This window comes from Microbacterium sp. Beta, from assembly GCF_005502545.1.
GTDB lineage: Bacteria > Actinomycetota > Actinomycetes > Actinomycetales > Microbacteriaceae > Microbacterium > Microbacterium oxydans.
The window spans coordinates 503,288-525,983 of record NZ_SCOG01000001.1; the positions used below are offsets into that span (position 1 = coordinate 503,288).

A 22,696-nucleotide genomic window follows, 5' to 3' on the forward strand; every position below is an offset into this window, starting at 1 on the left:
GAGAAGATCACAGGCAGGCAGGGAGATACAGGCCATGAGCGAGCATGACGCGAACGCGCGTTTTCTGCGCGAGTCCATCGTGGAACCCGACGCCATCGCTCGCGCCCGTGCGCACGCGCTCGAGCTCGGGGCCATGCCCGTCAGCGCGTCCGTCGGCTCTCAGATCGCTGTGCTCGCCGCCGCGACCGGCGCCAGGTCGATCGTCGAGATCGGCACCGGTGCCGGTGTCTCCGGACTCTGGCTGCTCCGCGGCGCGCCCCAGGCCGTGCTCACCTCGATCGACAATGAACCGGAGCACCTCGCCGCTGCGCGGCAGGCCTTCTCCGACGCGAAGATCCCCTCCACGAGAGCACGTTTCATCACGGGGCGTGCGATCGACTTGCTCCCGCGCATGAACGAGAACTCCTACGACATCGTGCTGGTCGACGCCGACCCCGAGCACGTCATCGAGTACGTCGAGCACGGTCTGCGTCTCGCACGCACCGGCGGCCTCGTGCTCGTGCCGCGTGTCCTGGCGGGCGGCCGCGTCGCCGACCCGGTGCAGCGCGACGAGGTCACGGCCGCCTACCGATCCCTCGTGCAGGAGACGCAGGAGTCTTCGGCCGTGCTCGCGACGCTCTCCCCCGCGGGCGAAGGCCTGCTGCAGCTGATCAGCCTCGCAGAGCGCGGCTGATCGCCCGGATTCCCGATGGAGGCGGTGCCGACCACGCAGGTGCCGACCCAGGAAGAAGGGCGGTGGTTCCGAGGAACCACCGCCCTTTCGGATCCGCTGACGCGGATCCCTGGTCGATCAGGCCGGTGCCACGACGGCGCCAAGCACGTCGTGAAGCTCCTTGGCCTCGGCGTCGTTCACGGAGACGACCAGGCGGCCGCCGCCTTCGAGTGGAACGCGCACGATGATGAGTCGTCCTTCCTTCACGGCTTCCATAGGCCCGTCTCCGGTCCTCGGCTTCATCGCTGCCATCGTGGCTCCCTTTCCTCCGGTGGTATGGGATGAGTTTATCGGGTGTCACCGGGACCTGGAGGTCACGGAGCAACAATTGGGTCGAGCTCCACGGTCACGGGACCTGCCAGAACGTGTTCCCGAGCCCATACACGTGATATATCCACACCCATTGACCGACCAGACATGCCGCCAGGACGCCGAGACGCCAGAGCCGAGTCCGCGGCACGGCGACCGCGCCCCACAACGGACTGAGCGGGAGCAGCAGGCGGAAGGTGCTCGACTGGGGGAAGAAGACGGCGAGCAGGTAGAGCAGATAGCTCGCGCTCCAGAGGCGAAGATCGACGCCGAGCGCCCGTACCTGCGGTGAGAGCAGGAGCACTGCGGCGGCACCTGCCACGATGAGCACCAGGGCGATGGGCCCCCACCACTGCGGCAAGCCCCAGAGACCGAACCAGAACTGCGACGCCTGGATCCACCCCTCGAAAGGGATGAACCCTTCGACGCCGCCGGTGATCCAGTGCTGACGCCAGGCGAGCTCGGTCGCGAGATACGCCCCCGCATCCCCTGTCGTGATGCCGGCGATCACCTGCCAGGCGAATCCGCACGCGGTCGCGAGCGTCCCGAGGGCGAGGATGTGGGCGATCTCCCTCCCCACCAACGGATCGTCGCGGCGACGGACCCAGCGCACCACCCCGTGCAATCCGAGATAGAGCGCGAAGGCGAGGACACCGGGGCGGGTGAAGGCCATCGCCGGGATGAGCAGATACAGCCAGGCGTACTTCCGCCGCGCCGTCATGTCGAGGGCGAGGAAGAGCAGCAGGAGGAACAGCGTCTCGGCGTATCCCACCTGGAACATCGCCGCGATCGGGCCGGCCGCGAAGAACACCACTGCCCACAGCGCAGCGGAATCACCGATGCGCTCGCGCAGCAGCCGGTGCAGCACGAGGCACGCCAGGTATCCGGCCCCGAGAGAGAGGAGGAGGGCGCCTGCTCCCCAGGAACCGAGCACGAGACCGATCCCCTTGGCCGCATATGCGAACACCGGCATGAAGGCCCAGGCATTCTCGGCGACGTCGCCCGCATCCGTGAGCGGCAGCTCTGTCGGGTACCCGTTCTCGGCGACGAGCCAGTACCACTGCGCGTCCCAGCCGAGCACGAAATCGATCAGGCCTGCCCCGGCGCCGAAGCGCGAGGAGGAGGTCGACAGCGATGCGGCGATGATGAGGAACACCGTCGTCACGACCCGCGCCCCGAGGTAGATCAGCGCGACGCGCAGCGCGATCGGCGCCTTCGCCCAACGGCGCGCTGCGCTCAGTGCGAGGTGAGCCATGCGCGCAGGCCCCGCTCCACGGCGTCGATCTGCGCGAGCGGCACGCGCTCCTCATCGTGGTGGGCCAGGTGCGGGTCGCCGGGACCGTAGTTGACGGCGGGGATCCCCAGAGCGGAGAAGCGGGCGACATCCGTCCAGCCGTACTTCGGCCGCGGCTCCGCACCGACGGCGGCGACGAACTGCTTCGCGATCTCCGCGTCGAGGCCGGGACGCGCACCCTCGGCGGCGTCGGTGATCTCGACGTCGAACCCCGCGAGGACTCCGCGCAGATGTGTCTCGGCCTCCGCCGCGGACTTGCTCGGCGCGAAGCGGTAGTTGACCTCGACCTCGCAGGCATCGGGGATGACGTTCCCCGCGACGCCACCTGCGATGCGCACGGCGCTCAGACTCTCGCGGTACAGCAGCCCCTCGACCGGCACCTCCCTGGCCCGGTACTCCGCGAGCCGGGTGAGGATCGGCGCGGCACGATGGATCGCGTTCTCCCCGATCCATGCCCTCGCGCTGTGCGCCCGGACGCCCGACGTGCGCACGATCGCCCGCATCGTGCCGTTGCATCCGCCCTCGACCTCGCCGTTGGAGGGCTCACCGAGGATCGCGAAGTCGGCCTCGAACAGGTCGGGGCGGACGGCGGCGAGCAGCCCGAGGCCGTTCTTCGACGCCTCGACCTCCTCGTTGTCGTACCACATCCAGGTGATGTCGATCGCGGGTTCGACCAGCTCCGCAGCGAGCTTCAGCTGCACCGCGGTCCCTGCCTTCATGTCGACGGTCCCACGACCCCAGAGGTACGGCACACCGTCGATCTCGATGTCGCGGGTGGGGAGGTTGGCATTGATGGGCACCGTGTCGATGTGCCCGGCGATCGCGACGCGCTGCGCGCGACCGAGATCCGTGCGCGCGATGACGGTGTTGCCGTGGCGGAAGACCTGCAGGTGCCCCAGCGGCGTGACGGCCGCCTCGATGGCGTCGGCGAGTGTCTTCTCGTCTCCGGAGACGCTGGGGATATCGCAGATCGCACGGGTGAGGTCGACGGAGGACGCGGTCAGATCGAGCACCATGGGTCAAGACTACTTACCCGTCATGCGTGCAGTCACCGCGCTGCGGGCGCGATAGCGTGGAGGGATGAGCGACGCGCGCACGGTATGGGGTATCGGACTGACCACGATCGCCGGAGACGGCACCGTCCTGGATGCGTGGTACCCCGAGGTGCGGACCGGAACCGCGGAGGCGGATGAGGCCGCCGTCACCGCGCTCGCGGATCTCACCGGAGCCGACCAGCGACGCAACGTCACGGTGGAAGTCGTGCAGCTGCAGATCGACCTCGACGCCGCACCGGCTTCGACCGCGGACGCCTATCTTCGTCTGCACGCGCTCTCCCACCTGGTGGTGCGCCCCAACGATGTGAACCTCGACGGCGTCTTCGCTCATCTCCCGAACGTCGCCTGGACCAACGCGGGACCCGTCCTGCCCTCGGACGCCGCCCGCCTGCGTCCGCTCCTCCAGCGGTCAGGCATCCAGGTCCAGGGTCTGGACAAGTTCCCCCGTCTCACGGACTACGTGCAGCCGACCGGTGTCCGCATCGCGGATGCTTCCCGCGTGCGCCTCGGCGCATACCTCTCCCCCGGCACCACTGTCATGCACGAGGGTTTCGTCAACTTCAACGCCGGAACGCTCGGCGCGTCGATGGTGGAGGGCCGCATCTCCCAGGGGGTCGTCGTCGGCGACGGCAGCGACATCGGCGGGGGCGCCTCCATCATGGGCACGCTCTCGGGCGGAGGGACGCACCGCGTCGCGATCGGCGCGCGCACGCTGCTGGGCGCCAACGCCGGCATCGGCATCTCCCTCGGTGACGACTGCGTCGTCGAAGCAGGCCTCTATGTGACGGCCGGCACGAAGATCGTCCTGGTCGACGGCCCCGTGACCGCCGATGGCGGGCGGAGGACGGTGAAGGGCGGAGAGCTCTCCGGTCAGGACGGACTGCTGTTCCGCCGCAACTCGCTCAGCGGTGCCGTCGAGGCCGTCCGCCGCGCCGGCGTCGGGGTGACGCTGAACGAGGCCCTGCACGCCTGAGACCCCCGGGCGGCGGGTGTCAGTGCGCGCAGGTGGCCTCGGCGACCCGCGCAGGAGCCGACATGCAGCCGAGCTCATGCATGCACTGGTAGACTGACTCCGTTGCGTGTACCGCCGGTACCCAACATCGTCGTCGTCACGGGGTCTCCGAGGACCGAAGCGAGCGGAACCGCTCCCACCACCAGCACGAGCTGGCCTTTCGAACGGCGAACCGATGCGCGATTCCGCGCCGTCGCCCACCTCACCCCCTATCTCGCGCCGTTCATTCGTGCGCTGACGGAGTTTCTGCATGTCTACTTTCCTTGAACTCGGCGTTCCCGCCGAGCTCGCCGCCGTTCTCGCCGACTCGGGTAAGACCGAGGCGTTCGCCATCCAGCGCGACACGCTGCCCGACTCTCTCGCCGGACGCGACCTCCTGGGTCGCGGACGCACCGGCAGCGGCAAGACCATCGCCTTCGCGCTCCCCCTCGTCGCCCGCCTCGCCACCTCCGGCGGTCAGCGCCGCGCCGGCCTGCCGCGTGGTCTCGTCCTCGCCCCCACGCGTGAGCTCGCGACTCAGATCGCCGCGACGATCACTCCTCTCGCCGAGGCCGCCGGCCTTCGCGTCACGACCGTCTTCGGCGGCGTCAGCCAGCGCCCGCAGGAGCAGGCACTGCGCGGCGGTGTCGACATCGTCGTGGCCTGCCCCGGCCGCCTGGAGGACCTCATGAAGCAGCAGGTCCTCCGTCTCAGCGCGATCGAGGTCACCGTGCTCGACGAAGCCGACCACATGGCCGACCTCGGCTTCCTCCCCGGCGTCACCCGCATCCTCACGGCCACGCCCGCCGGCGGACAGCGCCTGCTGTTCAGCGCGACGCTGGACCGCGGTATCGACACCCTGGCGCGCCGCTTCCTCTCGAACGCGGTCAGCCACGAGGTCGATGAGGAGAGCGTTCCCGTCGGCGAGATGACGCACCGCGTGCTGGTCGTCGACTCCACCGACAACAAGACCGTTCTCGTGCGCGAGCTCGCCTCCGGCACCGGTCGGCGCATCCTCTTCACGCGCACCAAGCACCAGGCGAAGAAGCTGGCGAAGCAGCTCACCGCCGCGGGGATCCCCGCCGTCGACCTGCACGGCAACCTCTCGCAGAACGCGCGCGAGCGCAACCTCGGTGCGTTCTCGACCGCCCCTGAGGACGGCGGCGTGCGGGTGCTCGTCGCGACCGACGTCGCCGCGCGCGGCGTCCACGTCGACAACGTCGACCTCGTCGTCCACGTCGACCCGCCGGTCGAGCACAAGGCATACCTGCACCGTTCCGGCCGCACAGCCCGCGCCGGTGCTGCCGGAACCGTCGTCACGGTCGTGCTCCCTGAGCAGCGCCGCGACGTCAAGGATCTTCTGCGCAAGGCTGCCATCACGGCGCCGCTCGAGGACGTCACCGCCGCTGCGGTCGCCGAACTCGTCCCCGAGCGCGCGCCGCACGTGCGCCCGGCACCGGTGCAGGCACCGCAGCAGCAGCAGCGTCAGTCCTCGAAGCAGCGTCCGGCCGGCGGCGAGAGGAACAGCGCGGCCAACCCGCCGTCGCGTCGCCGTCGTCGCCCCCGTCCCGGCGCAGGCCAGGGTGGCGGGTACTCCACGCAGAGCGGTCAGTCCCGTCAGGGAGGTCGCGGCTCGCAGGGTCGCTGACCCCGCTGCACGGCGAAGAAGAAAGCGCCCCTTCCGCTACGGCGGGAGGGGCGCTTTCTCGTCACGCGCTCAGCGCGTGGGGAACTGACGTTCCGGCGATCCTGTGTACAGCTGCTGCGGACGACCGATCTTCGTCTGGGGGTCGAGCTGCAGCTCGCGCCACTGCGCCAGCCAGCCGGGCAGGCGTCCGATCGCGAACAGCACGGTGAACATCCGCGTGGGGAAGCCCATCGCCTTGTAGATGACCCCGGTGTAGAAGTCGACGTTCGGGTAGAGACGGCGCTCACGGAAGTAGTCGTCGGCCAGCGCCAGCTCTTCGAGCTCCTTGGCGAGGTCGAGGAGCGGATCGGTGACGCCCAGCGACGAGAGCACCTCGTCGGCCGCGTCCTTGACGAGCTTGGCGCGGGGGTCGTAGTTCTTGTAGACCCGGTGCCCGAAGCCCATCAGCTTCACGCCCTCTTCCTTGTTCTTCACCCGCTCGACGAAGCGCGAGACGCTCTGTCCGGAGTCGCGGATCTGACCGAGCATGGTCAGCACGGCCTCGTTCGCCCCGCCGTGGAGCGGACCGGAGAGAGCCTGGATACCGGCGGACACGGATGCGAACTGGTTGGCTCCTGTCGAACCGACCAGGCGGACCGTGGACGTCGACGCGTTCTGCTCGTGGTCTTCGTGCAGGATGAGGAGCAGCTCGAGAGCCTTCGACATCACCGGGTTGACCTCGTACTCCTCGCTGTGAACGCCGAAGTTCAGCTTCAGGAAGTTGTCCACGAAGCTCAGGGAGTTGTCGGGGTACAGGAAGGCCTGACCGACGCTCTTCTTGTGCGCGTAGGCCGCGATCACGGGGAGCTTCGCGAGCATGCGCACCATGTTCAGCTCGACGTGCTCCGGGTTGTGCGGGTCGGTCTGACCCTCGTAGTAGGTCGAGAGCGCCGCGACGGCCGAGGACAGCACCGACATCGGGTGCGCCGTGTGCGGAAGCGCCGAGAAGAAGCGCTTGAGGTCTTCGTGCAGGAGGGTGTGCCGGCGGATCTTCTCGTCGAATTCCGCCAGCTCGGAGGCGGAGGGCAGGTCGCCGTAGATGAGGAGCCACGCGACCTCGAGGTAGCTCGTCGAACCCGCGAGCTGCTCGATCGGATATCCGCGGTACCGCAGGATGCCCTTGTCGCCGTCGATGAATGTGATCTCCGACTTCGTCGACGCCGTGTTGACGAAACCGTAGTCCAGGCCGGTGTAGCCCGTCTGCCGCGTCAACGTCGAGAAATCGATGCTGTCGTGCCCCGCCGTGCCGCGCAGCACCGGGAATTCAGCGGTCGTGTCGCCGATCGTCAGCTTCGCCGTCTGGTCTGCCGCTGCACTCACGCGGACCTCCTCGTAGTGTCCGCCCCCGCTCGTCGCGGTGGGTTCGAACAAGATCTTGATCAAGCCTGAACTGGCGATCTCACGGCGCTCAGGCGCCAGGTCGGGTCACGACCGAATCGCCTTTACAGCCTAGTAGTCGCACAGGCCTACTGTGACATCCGCCAAAGGGACGCCCCCTCCGAGGAGGGAATCTACATGTCGGCCACAGTGAGACGGCGCGCAGCCTCGGCCACATGAGCCGTCGAAGCGGTGAGGGCCAGGCGGACATGCTGCCCGGAGTCACCGCCGTAGAACGGACCTGGACCGGCCAGGATGCCCAGATCGGCCAGCCGTCCCATCGATTCCCAGGAGTCCCGCCCCTCGGTCGCCCAGAGGTACAGCCCGGCCTCCGAACCGTCGATGCGGAAGCCTGCGGCCTCCAGCGCGGGACGCAGGGCATCGCGGCGGGTGCGGTAGAGAGCCTTCTGGACGGCGACGTGCTCGTCGTCCGCGAGCGCCACCGCCATCGCGTGCTGCACCGGTGCCGGGGGCATCAGCCCGAGATGCTTGCGGGCAGTGAGAAGCTCGCCGACGACACGAGCGCACCCGGCCACGAACGCCGCACGGTAGCCGGCGAGGTTCGACTGCTTGCTCAGCGAGTAGACACTGAGCAGGTTCGCACGACTTCCGCCCGTCACCCGCGGGTCGAGGACCGACGGGATCGACTCGGTCGCCCAGACGCCGTCCCAGCCCAGCTCGGCGTAGCACTCGTCGCTCGCGAGCACGGCACCGAGCTCACGAGCACGACGCACGGCAGCGGCGAGCTCATCGACGGTCCAGGTGCGTCCGTCCGGGTTGCCCGGGGTGTTGATCCAGATGAGCTTGGTGCCCTCCGGCCAGTCGGCTGGATCGTCCGCGGGAAGGGGCGTCGCTCCAACCACGCGTGCGCCGACCTCGTAGGTCGGGTAGGCCACGCGCGGGTGGACGACGATGTCTCCGGCCCCCAGACCGAGCAGTGTGGGCAGCAGCGCGACGAGTTCCTTGGACCCGATCGTCGGGAGCACGTTGTCGACCCGGAGGTCGGGCACTCCCCTGCGCCGGGCGTACCACTCGACGATCGCCTCCCGCAGGGTGGGCGTGCCCACCGTCTGCGGATAGGCATGCGCATCCGTGGCCTCGGCCAGGGCGCGGCGGATGATGTCGGGGGTGGGGTCGACCGGAGAACCGACCGAGAGGTCGATCAGTCCGTCGGGGTGCTGCTGCGCGCGCTCACGGAACGGGACGACGGCATCCCACGGATAGTCGGCGAGATCGCGGACGCTCACGGAGCCAGCGCCTACTCGCCCTGAGGCGGCAGAGCCGCGACGATCGGGTGATCGAACGAGTAGACACCCACCTTGGCGGCGCCACCGGGCGACCCGATCTCGTCGAAGAACTCGACGTTGGCCTTGTAGTAGTCCTGCCACTCATCGGGCAGATCGTCTTCGTAGTAGATCGCCTCGACGGGACACACCGGCTCGCAGGCGCCGCAGTCCACGCATTCGTCCGGGTGGATGTAGAGCGAGCGTTCGCCCTCGTAGATGCAGTCAACGGGGCACTCGTCGATGCAGGCGCGATCCTTGACATCGACGCACGGGAGGGCGATCACATACGTCACCCCCTCAGTCTACGACTCGCGCGGCTCGGGTTCCTGCGCGGCAGGCGCCTCCGTGCGCACCGGGAGGCGTCGGACGGAGGGCCAGGCGACGACGAGCAGGACGATTCCGGCGACCAGATAGGTCCAGATCTGCCCGAGGAACGAGGCGGGCACGACGACGGATCCGCCCGGCCCCTCCCCGGAGATCAGCACCAGCATGCCGATCATCCCGAGTCCGGCCGCGACAGCGGCGCCCCTGTCATGCGTGAGGGTTCGGACGGCGATGAGGATGGCAGCGCACGCGATGGCCGCGATGATCATGCCGATGGGGATGGGGCCCCACCTCACACTGTGACTGATAGTGCCGGCGACGCCGTAGACACCGCCGACGAGGGCGGCAGCGATCCACGACAACACTCTCGACACCCAGCTCACGCGCACCTGTCGATCTTACCGACGAGCCCCCGCCGGACGGGATCGGGGAGGTCGGTCATGCGGCGATCCCGAACAGACGCAACAGGGCTGCGACCGCCGCCGCCGCGACGACGACCACGAGGAAGGACTGCCGCAGCCACAGGAGGCCGCCGGCGACCAGCAGCGCGGGCACGCGAGCATCGACCGTGATCGCCTGACCGTCGCCGAGGGTCTGCACGGCCACGAGAGCCGCGAGCAGACCCACTGTCAGCAGATCGGAGATGCGGGCGGTGCGCGGCGCCTCCAGCACCCGAGGGGGCACCAGGTATCCGGCCGCCTTGAGGGCGAGGCAGATCAGGGCGGCGAGGAGGATCGCACTCCACACGGTCACGAGGCCGCCCCCGCACCCCGGTCCGCTCCACCGTCGGTCGAGGCCGCGGGACGACCCCACCAATCGAACCAGCCGACGGCGATCGCGACGACCGCAGCCACCAGAACCGGAAGGCCCGGCATCAGGAACGGCGTGAAGGCCGCGGCGACGACAGCCGCGGCGACGCCGACCGCGACGGCCTGCCGCTGCCGGAGCCGAGGCCAGAGGAGAGCGAGGAACGCCGCGGCTGCGGCCGCATCCAGTCCCCACGTCCTGGGGTCGCCGAGCACGTCGCCCACGAGCGCCCCGACGAGGGTGGTGATGTTCCACCCGACGAAGATGCCGATCCCGGTCACCCAGAAGCCGACCTGCCGCAGCCGAGGATCACCCTGTGAGATCGCCACGGCCGTCGACTCGTCGATCGTGAAGTGCGCAGCTGCGGCCTTGCGAGCCGGTCCGCCCCCGATGATGGGTGACATCCGCATGGCGTAGGCGACGTTGCGGACACCGAGGAGCGCCGCCGAGGCGATCGCGGAAGGCAGTGCCGACAATCCCCCGGCGGTGAAGACGCCGACGAAGGCGAACTGGGACCCCCCGGTGAACATCAGCAGACTCAGCACACAGGTCTGCCACACGTCGAGCCCCGACGCCACGGCGAGCGCGCCGAAAGAGACCCCGTACGCACTGGTCGCCAGCACCACGCCGAGTGCCTCACGCCAGACCTCACGCTCCGCGGTCATCGCGCCGCCCAAGAGCTGCCGTTCGCTTCGGTGAACACATGGTCATAATTCTGAACACGTTCTGCGGCATAGTCAAGCGAACGATCGTTTGACATGATGAACGTATGGAGGAACTTCGTACGCGCATCGCCCGCACCCTGCGCCGGGAACGTGAGGCGGCGAGTCTGTCGGTGTCCGAACTCGCTCGACGGGCCGGGGTCTCCAAGGCGACGGTGTCCCAGCTCGAGAGCGGCTCGGGCAACCCCAGCGTCGAGACGCTGTGGGCCCTCGGCGTCGCACTGGGGGTGCCCTTCGCCGTGCTCGTCGACCAGCAGTCCAACGCACCGAAGCTGATCCGCGCAGACGATTTGTCCGGGGTGCCGTCCTCCGCTGCCGCCTACAGCGCGACCCTGCTGTCTGCGAGCCCGCCCGGCGCACGCCGCGACGTCTACCTGATCCAGGCCGAGCCGGGCGACGCACGCCGGTCGGATCCCCATCACCCCGGGACGATCGAGCACGTGGTCCTGATGGCCGGCCAGGCGCGCATCGGTCCGGCGGAGAATCCCGTCCTCCTAGACCCCGGCGACTACCTGACCTACGCCGGCGATGCGCCCCATGTCTTCGAGGCGACCGTGGCGGGCACCAGAGCCGTGCTCATCTCGGAGCTGCGCTGAGCTTCACTCCCCTCCCGAGACCGGCGACGGATCGGGGATCTCGTGCGGCCGATACTGCGGTAGCCGGGAAGCCGGAAGGATCGCGAGCGCGCTGATCCCCGCCAGCAGAAGGAGTCCGAGCTTGAGAGTGCCCAGGCGCGACTCCTCGTTCACCACCACCGCGGCGTCGATCTGCTCGGGCGTCGCGTCCGTCGCCTCGAGCGCCGCGCGCAGATCGTCGTTGCTGATGAAGTTGATGTTGTCCATGTCGACCTGGGCGACGAGGGACGGCGGCAGCTCGGGATGCTCGACGACCGCACGACCGACGCTGAGACCGAGGAGGGACACCAGCAGCGCTCCGGCCAGCGCGGTGCCCACCGCCGAGGCGAGGTTCTGCGTGGTGCCTCGCAGCGACCCCACATCCCCCGCGAGCTCGGCCGGAGCCGCCGTCACCAACACGTTGAACACCAGGGTCACCAGCGCCCCCTGCCCGATGCCGAAGACGATCAGGCCCAGGATCGTCGGGATCGTCTCCCAGTTGTTGTTGACCACGAACGACAGCCACACCAGGGCCGCCGTGGTGAGGATGAACCCGACGACGCCGATCGTGCGCGGTGGGAACCGCTTGTACAGCCGCACCACGAGGGTGGCGGTGACGAAGACCGTCAGGTTGAACGGCATCATGGCCATCGAGGTGTCGAACGGCGTCCTGCCCTGCACGATCTGGATGTAGAGCGGGATCGTGAAGTTCACGCACGCTTCCAGCGCCACCACGATGAACATCGCGTACACGGCGGCGCGCTCGCGAGAGGATCCGAGGACGCTCAGGTCGATCAGGGGCACCTTCCCCTCCGCCATCCGCTTCCTCGTCCACAGGAAGAACGCCTGGCCGAGCACGAGGCCGACCACGATGAATACGGGGGCCGGCGAGAGGCCGAGCACCGAGAACGGGGCATCGGCCGTCGCCGCCACTGCACCCCACGAGTTCAGGTTGTTGAACCCGAGGGTCAGCAGCACGATCGCCGCGCCGATGAGCAGCGAGGCGACGAGGTCGATGCGGATCGACGCATCGCCGCGATCGCCGCGCAGGGTGAAGCTCAGGGCGAACACCACCACGGCGATGCCGAGAACGATGAAGAACATCGGTCGCCAGCCCACCAACGTGCCCAGCGTCCCTCCGATCAGGAATGCGCTGACGCCCGAGATCGCGCGCGCCGAACCGATGGCGCCGATGGCGGTCGCCTGCTGAGGCCCCCGGTAGTTCTCGGCGATGAGAGCGACGATCGACGGCACGATTATCGCGGCAGCCGCTCCGGCCACGGCCTGCCCCGCGATGGCCCACCACACGGTGGGGGCGAGGATCATCATGATCGATGAACCCGCGAACAACGCGATCACGATCCGGAAGATCACGACCCAGCCGATCCGCTGCCCGAGCTTCGCGCCGGTCATCACGAGCGCCGCGACGGCGAGGCCGTACATGACGATGGTCGTGCTCGCGACCGTCGGCGGCACTCCGAACTCGCTCACCATGCCCCCGAGCGAGATCGGCAGCGCGGCGACGTTGAACGACATCAGCACCTGCGCGAGGAAGAGGCTGACCATCGGCAGCCACGAGGTCTTGATCGGGGTCTGCGGTACGGGGATCTGGGTCATGACAGCTCCAGGGGTGCGGAGGGCGAGGCGGGAGAGGACCCAGGATGGGGGACGGCCGACGAGGCGAACAGGTTCAGCCCGAGCGCCCGCGACAGGTAGCCGATGGCCATCTGCGAGCGGACGGAGTTGCCCGCCTCGTCGAGTCGAGGAGAGAACCCCGCGACAGCGCCCTTTCCCGGCGCGATGGCGACGATGCCTCCCGCGACTCCGGACTTCGCGGGGAGTCCGATCTCGAACAGCCAGTCGCCGGAGCGTTCGTAGAGGCCCGTCGATGCGACGACCGCGAGCGTGTCGCGGCACACGTCCGCCGAGACGATCCGCTCGCCCGTGACGGGGTTCACTCCCCCGTCGGCGAGTGTGGCACCCATGACCGCGAGATCGTGAGCCGTGACCCCGAGCGCGCACTGGCGCGTGTACACATCGACCACCTCGTCCGGGTCACCCGCGAGTCGCCCGTAGCTGCGCAGCAGGCGTCCGAGAGCACGGTTGCGGTCGTTGGTCGCGGCCTCCGAGGCGTACACGACGCCGTCGAGGCTCAGCGGCCGGCCGGCGAACGCCGAGAGCCCCTCCCGCATCCGCTCCCACTGCTCCACGGGTGTCGCACCGGGCATGAGCGCTGTCGTGGCGATCGCCCCCGCGTTGACCATGGGGTTCATCGGGTGGCCGTCGTTGAGCTCCAGCGCCATCACGGAGTTGAAGGCCAGGCCGGTGTTGTTCACCCCGACGATTTCGCGCACGCGCTCATGGCCGTGCTCCTGGATGGCCAGGGCGTACACGAACATCTTCGAGATCGACTGGATCGAGAACGGATGCAACGCATCACCGGCGTCGTGCAGCCCGCCGCCGACCTCGATCACCGCCAGACCGAACAGCTCCGGATCGACCTCCGCGAGCACCGGGATGTAGTCCGCGACGCTCCCGCGGCGCTCGTCGGCGTAGCGGGCGTGAGCATCGCGCACCACCTCCTCGACGCGGTCCCACCCCGGCAGCGCGCCGGTGGACGCCTCCTGCGGGACGCCGTGCCATGCTGCGGGGTCGAGCACATCTCCTCCTCGGATCCGTGACGTCCCCCAGCCGTCAGAGTCACCGTAGCGCTCGACGACCGCCTTCACCTAGAGCATGTGCAGCGTTGCGGAGGGGATCAGTACCAGTTCATCGCCTGGGAGTGCGACCATGCGCTGCAGGGAGTGCCGTACACCGACGAGATGTACCCGAGACCCCACGCGACCTGCGTGGCCGCGTTCGTCTGCCAGTCGGAGCCGGCGGAGGCCATCTTGCTTCCGGGGAGCGCCTGCGGGATGCCGGTGGCACCGCTGGGGTTGTACGCCTTGTAGTTCCAGCCGGACTCCTTGTTCCACAGGGAGTTCAGGCAGGAGAACTGGTCACCGCCCCATCCGTACGTGCTCGACATGATCTGCTGTGCGGCCGCCTTCGCCCCCTCGGGAGTGTTCGCTGCAGCCAGCGCGGCTGCGGCCTGCTGTTCCGCGGCGGCCTGGGCCGCCGCCTGCTCCGCTGCGACCCGCGCTGCCTCCTCCTCGGCCTGCTTCTGCTGGGCGGCGGTCAGCGCCCCGCGCAGCTCCGCGGTGTCGGCGACCACGCTCGCGGTCTCATCCTGCGCCTTGTCGGCGAGGACGCCTACGAGCAGCACCGGCGTCACCTCGGTGTCATCGAGCTTCTCGATGTCGCTTTCGAGATCGGAGGTGTCGACGGAAGTCACTGCTCCCACATCGAGGCCGGCGGCGGCGACCTCAGCGCTCAGGGTCTCGGCTGCGGTGACCGCGTCCTTCGCCTGTGCCAGAGTGGCGGAGGCATCCTCCGCGATCTCTGCCAGCGGCTGAGCGCCCGCCAGTGCGGGTGCGGTGACGGCCGCAGCAGGGCTCATGGCTCCCACCGCGGGGGTGGAGGCCAGACCGACGCTCAGCGTGATGCCGACCAGCGTCGCCGATGCGACGCCGAGGATGGTCATGGGACGGTGGGCCGCGTTACGGGCTGATGCCGCCGCGGAGGCGCGCCGAAGCGCACGGGTCTTCTGAAGCATTGGGTTCGACTTTCGGGTTGTCGTACGCCCTTTAAGGAGACTCATCGGGAGCTCGTCCCAGGCGCAAGTGAACCACTCTGAACGATGAACCTGAACGAAAACAATCCCTCACCTGGGATTTACATGAGAAGAGGGCCCCGCGCACGCCTTTCGGCGGCACGGGGCCCTCTCACTCGGAGCGTGTCCGAGGCTGTTCTCAGACGCTCGCGTCCTGGCGCTTCAGGCGTGCGGTCTCGCGTGCACGCGTGTTCGCGTCGAGGTTCACCTTGCGGATGCGCACGACCTCGGGAGTCACCTCGACGCACTCGTCGTCGCGGGCGAACTCGAGGCTCTCCTCCAGCGTCAGCTGGCGTGGAGGCGTCATCGACTCGAAGGTGTCGGAGCTCGCTGCACGCATGTTGGTGAGCTTCTTCTCCTTGGTGATGTTCACGTCCATGTCGTCGGCGCGCGAGTTCTCGCCGATGACCATGCCCTCGTAGACCTCCTGCGTGGGCTGCACGAAGAACGACATGCGCTCCTGCAGAGCGATCATCGCGAACGGGGTGACGACACCCTGACGGTCAGCGACGATCGAGCCGTTCTGACGCGTCGTGATGGAGCCGGCCCACGGCTCGTAGCCGTGCGAGATCGCATTCGCGATACCGGTGCCGCGGGTCGTGGTCAGGAACTCGCTGCGGAAGCCGATGAGGCCGCGCGACGGGACGATGAACTCCATGCGCACCCAGCCGGTGCCGTGGTTGGTCATGTTCTCCATGCGACCCTTGCGGTTCGCGAGCAGCTGCGTGATCGCGCCGAGGTGCTCTTCCGGAGTGTCGATCGTAAGGTGCTCGAACGGCTCGTAGGTCTTGCCGTCGATCTTCTTCGTGACCACCTGCGGCTTGCCGACGGTGAGTTCGAAGCCCTCGCGACGCATGTTCTCGACGAGGATGGCGAGAGCGAGCTCGCCTCGGCCCTGCACCTCCCACGCGTCCGGACGGCCGATGTCGACGACCTTGAGCGAGACGTTGCCGATGAGCTCCTTGTCGAGACGGTCCTTGACCATGCGAGCCGTGAGCTTGTGCCCCTTGACCTTGCCCATGAGCGGCGAGGTGTTGGTTCCGATCGTCATGGAGATGGCGGGGTCGTCGACCGTGATGGCCGGAAGCGGACGGACGTCCTCGGGGTCGGCGATGGTCTCGCCGATCGTGATGTTCTCGAAGCCGGCGATGGCGACGATGTCACCGGGGCCTGCGGACTCGGCAGGGTAGCGCTCGAGTGCACGGGTCTTCAGGAGCTCGGTGACACGCGCGTTCTGGTGCGTGCCGTCAGCGCGCACCCAGGCGACGGTCTGCCCCTTCTTGAGGGTGCCGTTGAAGATGCGGAGCAGGGCGAGACGGCCGAGGAACGGGCTGGAGTCGAGGTTCGTGACCCAGGCCTGCAGCGGGTGCTCGTCGTCGTACTCCGGCGCCGGCACGTGCTCGAGGATGGCTTCGAAGAGCGGCTCGAGGTCGTCGTTGTCCGGAAGCGTGCCGTCGGCGGGACGGTTCTGCGAGGCGGCGCCGGCACGACCGGAGGCGTAGACCACCGGCACGTCGAGAAGAGCGTCGACGTCGAGGTCGGGCACGTCGTCGACCAGGTCGGAGGCGAGACCCAGCAGCAGGTCGTGCGCCTCTTCCTCGACCTCGGCGATGCGCGCGTCAGGACGGTCGGTCTTGTTGACCAGGAGGATGACGGGCAGCTTGGCCTCGAGAGCCTTGCGCAGCACGAAGCGGGTCTGCGGCAGCGGACCCTCGCTGGCGTCGACGAGCAGCACGACGCCGTCGACCATCGACAGGCCGCGCTCGACCTCGCCACCGAAGTCGGCGTGGCCGGGGGTGTCGATCACGTTGATCGTGATCTCCTTGCCGCCGGCGTGCTTGCCCTTGTAGGTGATCGCCGTGTTCTTGGCGAGGATCGTGATGCCCTTCTCACGTTCCAGGTCGTTCGAGTCCATGGCGCGCTCATCGACGTGAGCGTGTTCGCCGAAGGAACCCGTCTGACGCAGCATGGCGTCGACGAGAGTGGTCTTGCCGTGGTCGACGTGCGCCACGATTGCGACGTTGCGGAGGTCAGAACGGAGGGCGTGCGCCATGCAGGTGTCCTAAAAGATGTGGGGTTTCGCCGGGAAGCCGACGTTCCAGGATAACGCAAGCTCGCGGCCGGTTCCTGAAAAGCAGGTCGTAGCATCGAGATCGTGACCCGACCGCAGGCTCCGTGGGACCTCCCCGACCTCTCCCCCGCCCCCTCCCATGCTCGACTGTGGTGGGAGATCGCGATCGTCTTGGCGCTGGGTCTCGGCCAGTCGGCGGTCTACGCGGTAGTCCAGCTCGCCTACCGCCTCACGGACGACGTGCCGATCGCCGATCAAGTGGCGAAGCTCAACCCGTCTCGGAGCGACAGGGAGATCTTCGACCTCATCTACCAGGTGCTCGCGATCGGGTTCTCGCTCGTCCCCGTCGTGCTGGTGTGCTTCCTGCTGTGGCAGTCGCGACGCCCCCATCTGGCGCGTCTGGGGCTGGATGGCACCGGTGTCGCGAAGGATGCGGGCCGCGGCATCCTGCTCGTGCTCGCGATCGGCATCCCCGGGCTCGGTCTCTATCTCGCCGGCCGGGCGCTCGGACTGACCGTGGCCATCGATCCTGCCGGGATAGACGCGTATTGGTGGACCGTCCCGGTTCTCCTGCTCGCGGCGGCCCGCGCTTCCCTGCAGGAGGAGTTCGTGGTGCTCGGATACCTCTTCACACGGCTGCGACAACTCGGGTGGAGTCCGTGGACGATCATCATCTCCACGTCGGTCCTGCGGGCGAGCTACCACCTGTACCAGGGATACCCGGCGTTCGTCGGCAACCTCGCGATGGGGCTGCTCTTCGGCTGGCTGTATCACCGCAGCGGGCGGCTGATGCCCTTCCTCGTCGCGCACTTCCTGATCGACGCGGCCGCGTTCGTCGGGTATCCATGGGCCGCGTCCCTGTGGCCCGAGCTGTTCGGTCTCCCCGGCTGAGTGACGACGGCTGGGATGGCTCTCCCCCTTCGCTGACGGAGTGCTCTAGCCTGAAGGCTTCCAACGACGGAAAACGGAGGGAAGTCTCATGAAGATGAACAGGATGACCAAGGCGGGGGCCGCGATCGCCATCGCAGCAGGGATCACGCTGCTCAGCGTCGCGCCCGCATCGGCAAGTGTTTTCGGGCCCTACTCGTCGGCGGCGCAGTGTAACGCCGATCGCACCGACTATGTCAGGGGCGGGGGGAAGGCCGCCCCCTGCATCCCCGGCACCGGAGGCTGGTACTTCCAGACGTACTGAGCATCATCGAGGATCGAGGCGGCGGGCATCAGCCCGTCGCCTCGATCCGTTGACACCCGTCGGACCTCGCCCCTAGGCTCGGGGCACCCACGACGACGTGGGTACGACAATCCGGGGGGATTCGAATGAAGAAGAAACTGTCCGCAACGGCCGCAGGCATCGTCCTCGTCACGGGAATGGTGTTCGGCGGGGCCGCTGCAGCGCAGGCCGCCAGCTGGTTCGGCCCGTTCACCGATCTGTCCTATTGCCAGGCCGAACGACGGATCTTCATGCAGGAGGGCTACAGCGTCGGCTCCTGCGTGCACCGCAGCGGCCAGCCGGGGTACTGGTTCTCCTACTCCTGAACCGGCCCCGAACCGTATTGCAACGTGCCCCCTGTCCTCGTGAGACGGCAGGGGGCACGTGTGCGGGGAAGTGGGAAGTATCTCAGCCTGCGGAGGCGATCATCACGGCGACGACCGCCCACACGATGATGATCCCGAGCGCTGACAGCGCCCTGGCGTCCCAGGAGCGACGGATCGGCGCACTCGCGGCGTGACCCGCAGCAGCCTGCCAGCGGTCGCGGATGTCCGTCAGGCCGCGCAACGACGCGGAGACCTGCACTTCCTCGTCGCGCATCTTGCTTCGTCTCGGACGCGCGTGCGCCGGTCCACCCCAGCAGGTGAGCTCCGTGTCATCGTCGAGCGAGAACCGCAGCTGCCACTGCAGGTCGATGTCACGGACCCGGTGCCAACCGAACTCGGTGCGCCGCAGCATGTTCTGGACGAGTGCCCCGTCGTCGCTGATGCGGACCATCGACACGAAGCTGATCTCGTAGATGATCCACAGGCCGAGAAGCACCCACGGTGCGAGGAGCAGCGTCTGCCCCCAGCCTCCGCGCACGACGGCGTCGCCGAGCAGGAACACCGCCAGAGCGAGGCTCACGACCATGACGACCGTGCCCGAGGACGAGCGGAAGGTCCGCCCGTCCTCGGGAGAGTTCGGCATCGCCACGATCAGAGGCCACCCAGAGGGATGGACGCACCGGGGATCGCTTCGAGCAGACGGCTCGTGTACTCCTGCTTCGGGTTCGCGAAGGTCTCGTCGACCGTGCCTTGCTCGACGATCCGGCCGCGCTCCATGACGCAGACCAGATCGCTCGAGACACGCACCACCGCGAGGTCGTGCGTGATGAACAGGTAGGTGAGGCCCAGCTCCGTCTGCAGGTCGGCCAGCAGCCTGAGGATCTGCGCCTGGACGAGCACGTCCAGAGCGGAGACCGCCTCGTCGAGCACCACGATGTCCGGCTTGAGCGCCAGAGCACGCGCGATCGCGACCCGCTGGCGCTGTCCACCCGACAGCTCGCTCGGGTAGCGGGTCGCCAGATCCTGCGGCAATGACACCTGATCCAGAAGCTCACGCACGCGCTCGCGACGCGAAGTGCGATCACCCACACCGTGGATCTCGAGCGGTTCGGCGATGGTGTTCTCGAGATTGCGCAACGGATCCAGAGAACCGTACGGGTCCTGGAACACCGGCTGCATGCGCCGGCGCAGACCGAAGGACTGTGCGCGGGAGAACCCGGACACGTCCATGCCGTCGATCTCGATCGTCCCCGACGTCGGGTCCTCCAGCTTGAGGACCATCTTGGCGACGGTCGACTTGCCCGAGCCCGACTCGCCGACGAGAGCCAGCGTCTTCCCGCGCGGGATCTCGAACGACACGTCGTCTACGGCGCGGAACATCTCGCTGCGGAAACCGCCCTGTCGGATGCGGTAGTCCTTGGTGAGGCCGGCCACTCGCACCGTGGGAGGGATGGCGGCGAGATCCTCGAGCGTCTCCACACCGCGGTCCTCGACCACGGCCTGGATGCGCTGGGATGCCACGCTGGGGGCGGCGGCGACGAGGCGCTTGGTGTACGGATGCTGCGGGTTCTGCAGGATCTCCCGGCTCGGTCCCGACTCCACGATCGTCCCGTTCTGCATCACGATCAGGCGCTCCGCGCGCTCGGCAGCGAGACCGAGGTCGTGCGTGATCAGCAGCATCGAGGTTCCGCGGTCGCGGGTCAGGCTCGCCATGTGGTCGAGGATGACGCGCTGCACCGTGACGTCGAGGGCCGAGGTGGGCTCGTCCGCGATCAGGAGCCGGGGGTCCGCGGCCAATCCGATCCCGATGAGCGCTCGCTGGCGCATACCGCCCGAGAACTGGTGAGGGAACTGGCGCAGTCGCTTGGCCGCGTCAGCGAGCCCCGCCTGCTGGAGCACCTCGATCGCCCGAGCCCGGACCGCCGCGCGTCCCTGGGCGAGGCCGTTGGCACGGACCGCCTCCTCGACCTGGAAGCCGATGCTCCAGACGGGGTTGAGGTTCGACATCGGGTCCTGCGGCACGTAGCCGATCGCCTTGCCGCGGATGCGCTCCATCTCCCGCTCGGAGAGGTGCGTGAGCTCCTCGCCGTCCAGGGTGATGCTCCCGCCGGTGACCTTTCCGGTGCCGGCCAGCAGTTTGATGATGGACGTCGCCGCCGTCGACTTGCCCGAACCGGACTCGCCGACGATCGCGACCGTCTCCCCTGCCATGACATCGAAGCTGATCCCATGCAGGACCTGTCGTGTGCCGTTCTGCGTGTCGAACGCGACCGTGAGATCGCGGACGCTCAGCAGCGGGGTCGTTGCTTCACTCATCGGCGTGCCCTCGCCCTCGGGTCGAGGGCGTCTCGGATGAGCTCCCCCAGAAGGATGAACGCGAGCACCGTGATGGTGAGCGCGATCGACGGATAGATCAGTGCCATCGGCGCGACACGCAGCGAGCGTTGTGCCTGGCTGATGTCGTTGCCCCAGGACATGACGTCGCTTCCGAGACCGACACCGAGGAAGCTCAGGGTCGCCTCCGCGACGATACCGCCGGCCAGTGCCAGGGTCGCCAGTACGAGCAGCGGAGCGAACGCGTTCGGGATCACGTGGGACAGCAGGGTGCCGAAACGCCCCTTCCCCAGCGCGGCCGACGCCATCACGAAGTCCGCTTGTTTCACTCTGAGCACTTCCGCCCTGACGACACGCGCCGTCGCGGCCCAGGCGAACCCACCGATCGCGAGGGCGAGGGTGAAGACGTTGCGGTACTGCGCGAACACCGTCATCACGACGACCGCCGCGAGGATGTAGGGAATCGAGAAGAAGATGTCGCCGACGCGGGAGAGCACGGCATCGAGCCATCCTCCGTAGTATCCCGCGAAGGCACCCATGATCAGACCGAGAGTCGAGCTGATGATCGTCGCCAGCAGACCGACGCTGATCGAGGTGCGCGAGCCCCAGACGATGCGCGACCAGATGTCGCACCCCTGGAACGTGTAGCCCAGGGGGTGGCCGGCGGCCGGTCCCGCATTGGAGTTCCCGAGCTCACACTGGTTGTTCGGAGGTGTCTGCGTGAAGAGCGTCGGCCACAGGGCCATCAGCAGGATGAGCGCGACGATGCCGAGCGAGATCCAGAACGACGGGCGACGGCGCAGATCTGTCCACGCGTCCCGCCAGAGACTCGCAGGCTTGCCTTTGACGTTGATGGCATCCGTCGGCGGCTGTTCGGCCACCACCGGTGCGACGTAATGGGAGGGACGGTCACTTGACATAGCGGATCCTCGGGTCGAGCAGCCCGTAGAGCAGGTCCACGAGCAGGTTGACGAGAACGTAGATGATGACGAACACCGTCACGAAGGAGACGATCGTCGGTCCTTCGTGCCTCAACGTCGCCTGGAACAGGGTCTGCCCCACGCCGGGAATGTTGAAGATGTACTCCGTCACGGTCGCTCCGACGAGGAGCACACCGAAGTTCGTCGCCGAGTTGGTGATCACCGGGATCAGGGAGTTGCGCAGCACGTGCACGGGGATCACGCGATTACGCGACAGCCCCTTGCCGTATGCCGTGCGCACCCAGTCCTGGTTGAGGGTGTCGAGCACAGACCCGCGCATGAGCCGCATGCTGGTCGCGTACAGGCTCAGCCCCAGCACGATGGCGGGAAGCCACAGATCGCCCCAGTCGTTCTGGCCACCGACGGTCGGACGGAACCAGCCCAGTTTGATCGCGAGGAAGTACTGCGCGAGGAAGGCGACGACGAAGATCGGCATCGACAGGAAGACGAGCGAGACGATCAGCGAGGCGTGGTCGAACAGCTTGCCCTTGCGGAGCGCGGAGAGCGTTCCGATGATGATCGCGAGCGTGAACTCGATCGCGATCGCCATGATGGCCAGACGTCCCGTGATGGGGAGCGTGCGTGCCAGCACGGTGCTCACGGACTCACCGGAGAACGTCGTTCCCATGTCGCCCTTGAAGACGCCGGTGATGTAGTAGAAGTACTGGACGAGGAACGGGTCGTCCAGGTGGTACTGCGCTCGGATCGTGGCGAGCAGCTGCGGGCTCGGCGGTTTGTCACCGAAGAGCGCCGCGATCGGGTCACCCGGCATCAGGAAGACGAGCGCGTAGATGAGAAGCGTCGCACCGAAGAAGACCGGGATCAGCTGAAGAAGTCGCCGCAGGGTGTAGGCGAGCATCCTTGCTCCTTTCGTGGAGTCGGAGT

Annotated in this window: 24 protein-coding genes; 7 read left to right on the plus strand and 17 right to left on the minus strand. The window is 68.0% G+C overall.

Going from position 1 to position 22,696, the window contains the following annotated elements; genetic code table 11:
- Window positions 1–34 precede the first annotated feature (34 nt).
- The gene (locus FFS56_RS02390; RefSeq protein WP_127012385.1) at window positions 35–673 is read left to right on the plus strand and encodes a class I SAM-dependent methyltransferase; all 639 of its coding nucleotides are present in this window, start codon (window positions 35–37) and stop codon (window positions 671–673) included.
- 117 nt (window positions 674–790) lie between these two features.
- Here FFS56_RS02390 and FFS56_RS02395 read toward each other — a convergent pair whose 3' ends face one another.
- The 3 genes from FFS56_RS02395 to dapE all read right to left on the minus strand — a co-directional run bounded on the left by FFS56_RS02395 (window position 791) and on the right by dapE (window position 3,331).
- Window positions 791–964: a DUF3117 domain-containing protein gene (locus tag FFS56_RS02395; RefSeq protein WP_071328210.1), complete on the minus strand. Its 174-nt coding sequence runs from the start codon at window positions 962–964 to the stop codon at window positions 791–793.
- A 94-nt stretch (window positions 965–1,058) separates the two neighbouring features.
- Window positions 1,059–2,276 (minus strand): hypothetical protein, encoded by a 1,218-nt coding sequence (locus FFS56_RS02400; protein WP_127012386.1) that lies wholly within the window; start codon window positions 2,274–2,276, stop codon window positions 1,059–1,061.
- A complete protein-coding gene (dapE, locus tag FFS56_RS02405) occupies window positions 2,258–3,331 on the minus strand; it encodes a succinyl-diaminopimelate desuccinylase (RefSeq protein ID WP_046749565.1) in 1,074 nt (357 codons plus the stop codon). The genes FFS56_RS02400 and dapE overlap by 19 nt, the downstream gene beginning before the upstream one ends.
- Before the next feature lie 64 nt (window positions 3,332–3,395).
- On the opposite strand from dapE, the gene dapD reads away from it, so the two are divergent.
- Window positions 3,396–4,343, plus strand: coding sequence for a 2,3,4,5-tetrahydropyridine-2,6-dicarboxylate N-succinyltransferase (dapD, locus tag FFS56_RS02410; protein WP_058633172.1), 948 nt, complete (start codon window positions 3,396–3,398; stop codon window positions 4,341–4,343).
- A 289-nt stretch (window positions 4,344–4,632) separates the two neighbouring features.
- A complete protein-coding gene (locus FFS56_RS02415) occupies window positions 4,633–6,009 on the plus strand; it encodes a DEAD/DEAH box helicase (protein ID WP_046749567.1) in 1,377 nt (458 codons plus the stop codon).
- A 69-nt stretch (window positions 6,010–6,078) separates the two neighbouring features.
- On the opposite strand, the gene FFS56_RS02420 is transcribed toward FFS56_RS02415, so the two are convergent.
- The 6 genes from FFS56_RS02420 to FFS56_RS02445 all read right to left on the minus strand — a co-directional run bounded on the left by FFS56_RS02420 (window position 6,079) and on the right by FFS56_RS02445 (window position 10,507).
- Window positions 6,079–7,368, minus strand: a complete 1,290-nt coding sequence (locus FFS56_RS02420) for a citrate synthase (protein WP_045263168.1) — start codon at window positions 7,366–7,368, stop codon at window positions 6,079–6,081.
- Between the two features lie 191 nt (window positions 7,369–7,559).
- Complete coding sequence (gene dapC / locus FFS56_RS02425; RefSeq protein WP_046749568.1) at window positions 7,560–8,672, minus strand: succinyldiaminopimelate transaminase; 1,113 nt, start codon at window positions 8,670–8,672, stop codon at window positions 7,560–7,562.
- 11 nt (window positions 8,673–8,683) lie between these two features.
- Window positions 8,684–9,004, minus strand: a complete 321-nt coding sequence (fdxA, locus tag FFS56_RS02430) for a ferredoxin (protein WP_045263079.1) — start codon at window positions 9,002–9,004, stop codon at window positions 8,684–8,686.
- Between the two features lie 9 nt (window positions 9,005–9,013).
- Window positions 9,014–9,424, minus strand: a complete 411-nt coding sequence (locus tag FFS56_RS02435; RefSeq protein WP_127012387.1) for a histidinol dehydrogenase — start codon at window positions 9,422–9,424, stop codon at window positions 9,014–9,016.
- A gap of 49 nt (window positions 9,425–9,473) precedes the next feature.
- Window positions 9,474–9,788 carry an AzlD domain-containing protein gene (locus FFS56_RS02440; protein WP_046749570.1) on the minus strand — a complete coding sequence of 105 codons (315 nt, stop codon included), beginning with the start codon at window positions 9,786–9,788 and terminating at the stop codon, window positions 9,474–9,476.
- Window positions 9,785–10,507, minus strand: coding sequence for an AzlC family ABC transporter permease (locus FFS56_RS02445; RefSeq protein WP_046749571.1), 723 nt, complete (start codon window positions 10,505–10,507; stop codon window positions 9,785–9,787). Before FFS56_RS02445 ends, FFS56_RS02440 begins: the two co-directional genes overlap by 4 nt.
- Window positions 10,508–10,611: 104 nt before the next feature.
- Here FFS56_RS02445 and FFS56_RS02450 point away from each other — a divergent pair, with 104 nt between their 5' ends.
- Window positions 10,612–11,160, plus strand: a complete 549-nt coding sequence (locus FFS56_RS02450; RefSeq protein ID WP_046749572.1) for an XRE family transcriptional regulator — start codon at window positions 10,612–10,614, stop codon at window positions 11,158–11,160.
- A 3-nt stretch (window positions 11,161–11,163) separates the two neighbouring features.
- Here the strand turns inward: FFS56_RS02450 and FFS56_RS02455 are convergent, their stop codons facing one another.
- The 4 genes from FFS56_RS02455 to typA all read right to left on the minus strand — a co-directional run bounded on the left by FFS56_RS02455 (window position 11,164) and on the right by typA (window position 16,943).
- The gene (locus tag FFS56_RS02455) at window positions 11,164–12,795 is read right to left on the minus strand and encodes an MFS transporter (RefSeq protein WP_127012388.1); all 1,632 of its coding nucleotides are present in this window, start codon (window positions 12,793–12,795) and stop codon (window positions 11,164–11,166) included.
- Window positions 12,792–13,838: a glutaminase A gene (gene glsA, locus FFS56_RS02460; protein ID WP_127012389.1), complete on the minus strand. Its 1,047-nt coding sequence runs from the start codon at window positions 13,836–13,838 to the stop codon at window positions 12,792–12,794. The genes FFS56_RS02455 and glsA overlap by 4 nt, the downstream gene beginning before the upstream one ends.
- 98 nt (window positions 13,839–13,936) lie before the next feature.
- Window positions 13,937–14,833 (minus strand): hypothetical protein, encoded by an 897-nt coding sequence (locus FFS56_RS02465; protein ID WP_052748831.1) that lies wholly within the window; start codon window positions 14,831–14,833, stop codon window positions 13,937–13,939.
- Between the two features lie 196 nt (window positions 14,834–15,029).
- Complete coding sequence (gene typA, locus FFS56_RS02470) at window positions 15,030–16,943, minus strand: translational GTPase TypA (RefSeq protein ID WP_046749575.1); 1,914 nt, start codon at window positions 16,941–16,943, stop codon at window positions 15,030–15,032.
- 102 nt (window positions 16,944–17,045) lie between these two features.
- On the opposite strand from typA, the gene FFS56_RS02475 reads away from it, so the two are divergent.
- The 3 genes from FFS56_RS02475 to FFS56_RS02485 all read left to right on the plus strand — a co-directional run bounded on the left by FFS56_RS02475 (window position 17,046) and on the right by FFS56_RS02485 (window position 18,497).
- Window positions 17,046–17,852 (plus strand): type II CAAX endopeptidase family protein, encoded by an 807-nt coding sequence (locus FFS56_RS02475; protein ID WP_127012390.1) that lies wholly within the window; start codon window positions 17,046–17,048, stop codon window positions 17,850–17,852.
- Between the two features lie 88 nt (window positions 17,853–17,940).
- Window positions 17,941–18,153, plus strand: coding sequence for a hypothetical protein (locus FFS56_RS02480; protein ID WP_046749577.1), 213 nt, complete (start codon window positions 17,941–17,943; stop codon window positions 18,151–18,153).
- Between the two features lie 125 nt (window positions 18,154–18,278).
- Window positions 18,279–18,497 (plus strand): hypothetical protein, encoded by a 219-nt coding sequence (locus FFS56_RS02485; protein ID WP_046749578.1) that lies wholly within the window; start codon window positions 18,279–18,281, stop codon window positions 18,495–18,497.
- An 82-nt stretch (window positions 18,498–18,579) separates the two neighbouring features.
- Here the strand turns inward: FFS56_RS02485 and FFS56_RS02490 are convergent, their stop codons facing one another.
- Genes FFS56_RS02490 through FFS56_RS02505 form a run of 4 tightly spaced genes read right to left on the minus strand, consistent with a single transcriptional unit; the run spans window position 18,580 to window position 22,670 of the window.
- Window positions 18,580–19,140 carry a PH domain-containing protein gene (locus FFS56_RS02490; protein ID WP_046749839.1) on the minus strand — a complete coding sequence of 187 codons (561 nt, stop codon included), beginning with the start codon at window positions 19,138–19,140 and terminating at the stop codon, window positions 18,580–18,582.
- A gap of 8 nt (window positions 19,141–19,148) precedes the next feature.
- Window positions 19,149–20,813, minus strand: coding sequence for an ABC transporter ATP-binding protein (locus tag FFS56_RS02495; RefSeq protein WP_046749579.1), 1,665 nt, complete (start codon window positions 20,811–20,813; stop codon window positions 19,149–19,151).
- Window positions 20,810–21,751: an ABC transporter permease gene (locus FFS56_RS02500; RefSeq protein WP_046749580.1), complete on the minus strand. Its 942-nt coding sequence runs from the start codon at window positions 21,749–21,751 to the stop codon at window positions 20,810–20,812. Before FFS56_RS02500 ends, FFS56_RS02495 begins: the two co-directional genes overlap by 4 nt.
- Window positions 21,741–22,670 (minus strand): ABC transporter permease, encoded by a 930-nt coding sequence (locus FFS56_RS02505; protein ID WP_046749581.1) that lies wholly within the window; start codon window positions 22,668–22,670, stop codon window positions 21,741–21,743. The genes FFS56_RS02500 and FFS56_RS02505 overlap by 11 nt, the downstream gene beginning before the upstream one ends.
- Window positions 22,671–22,696 lie beyond the last annotated feature (26 nt).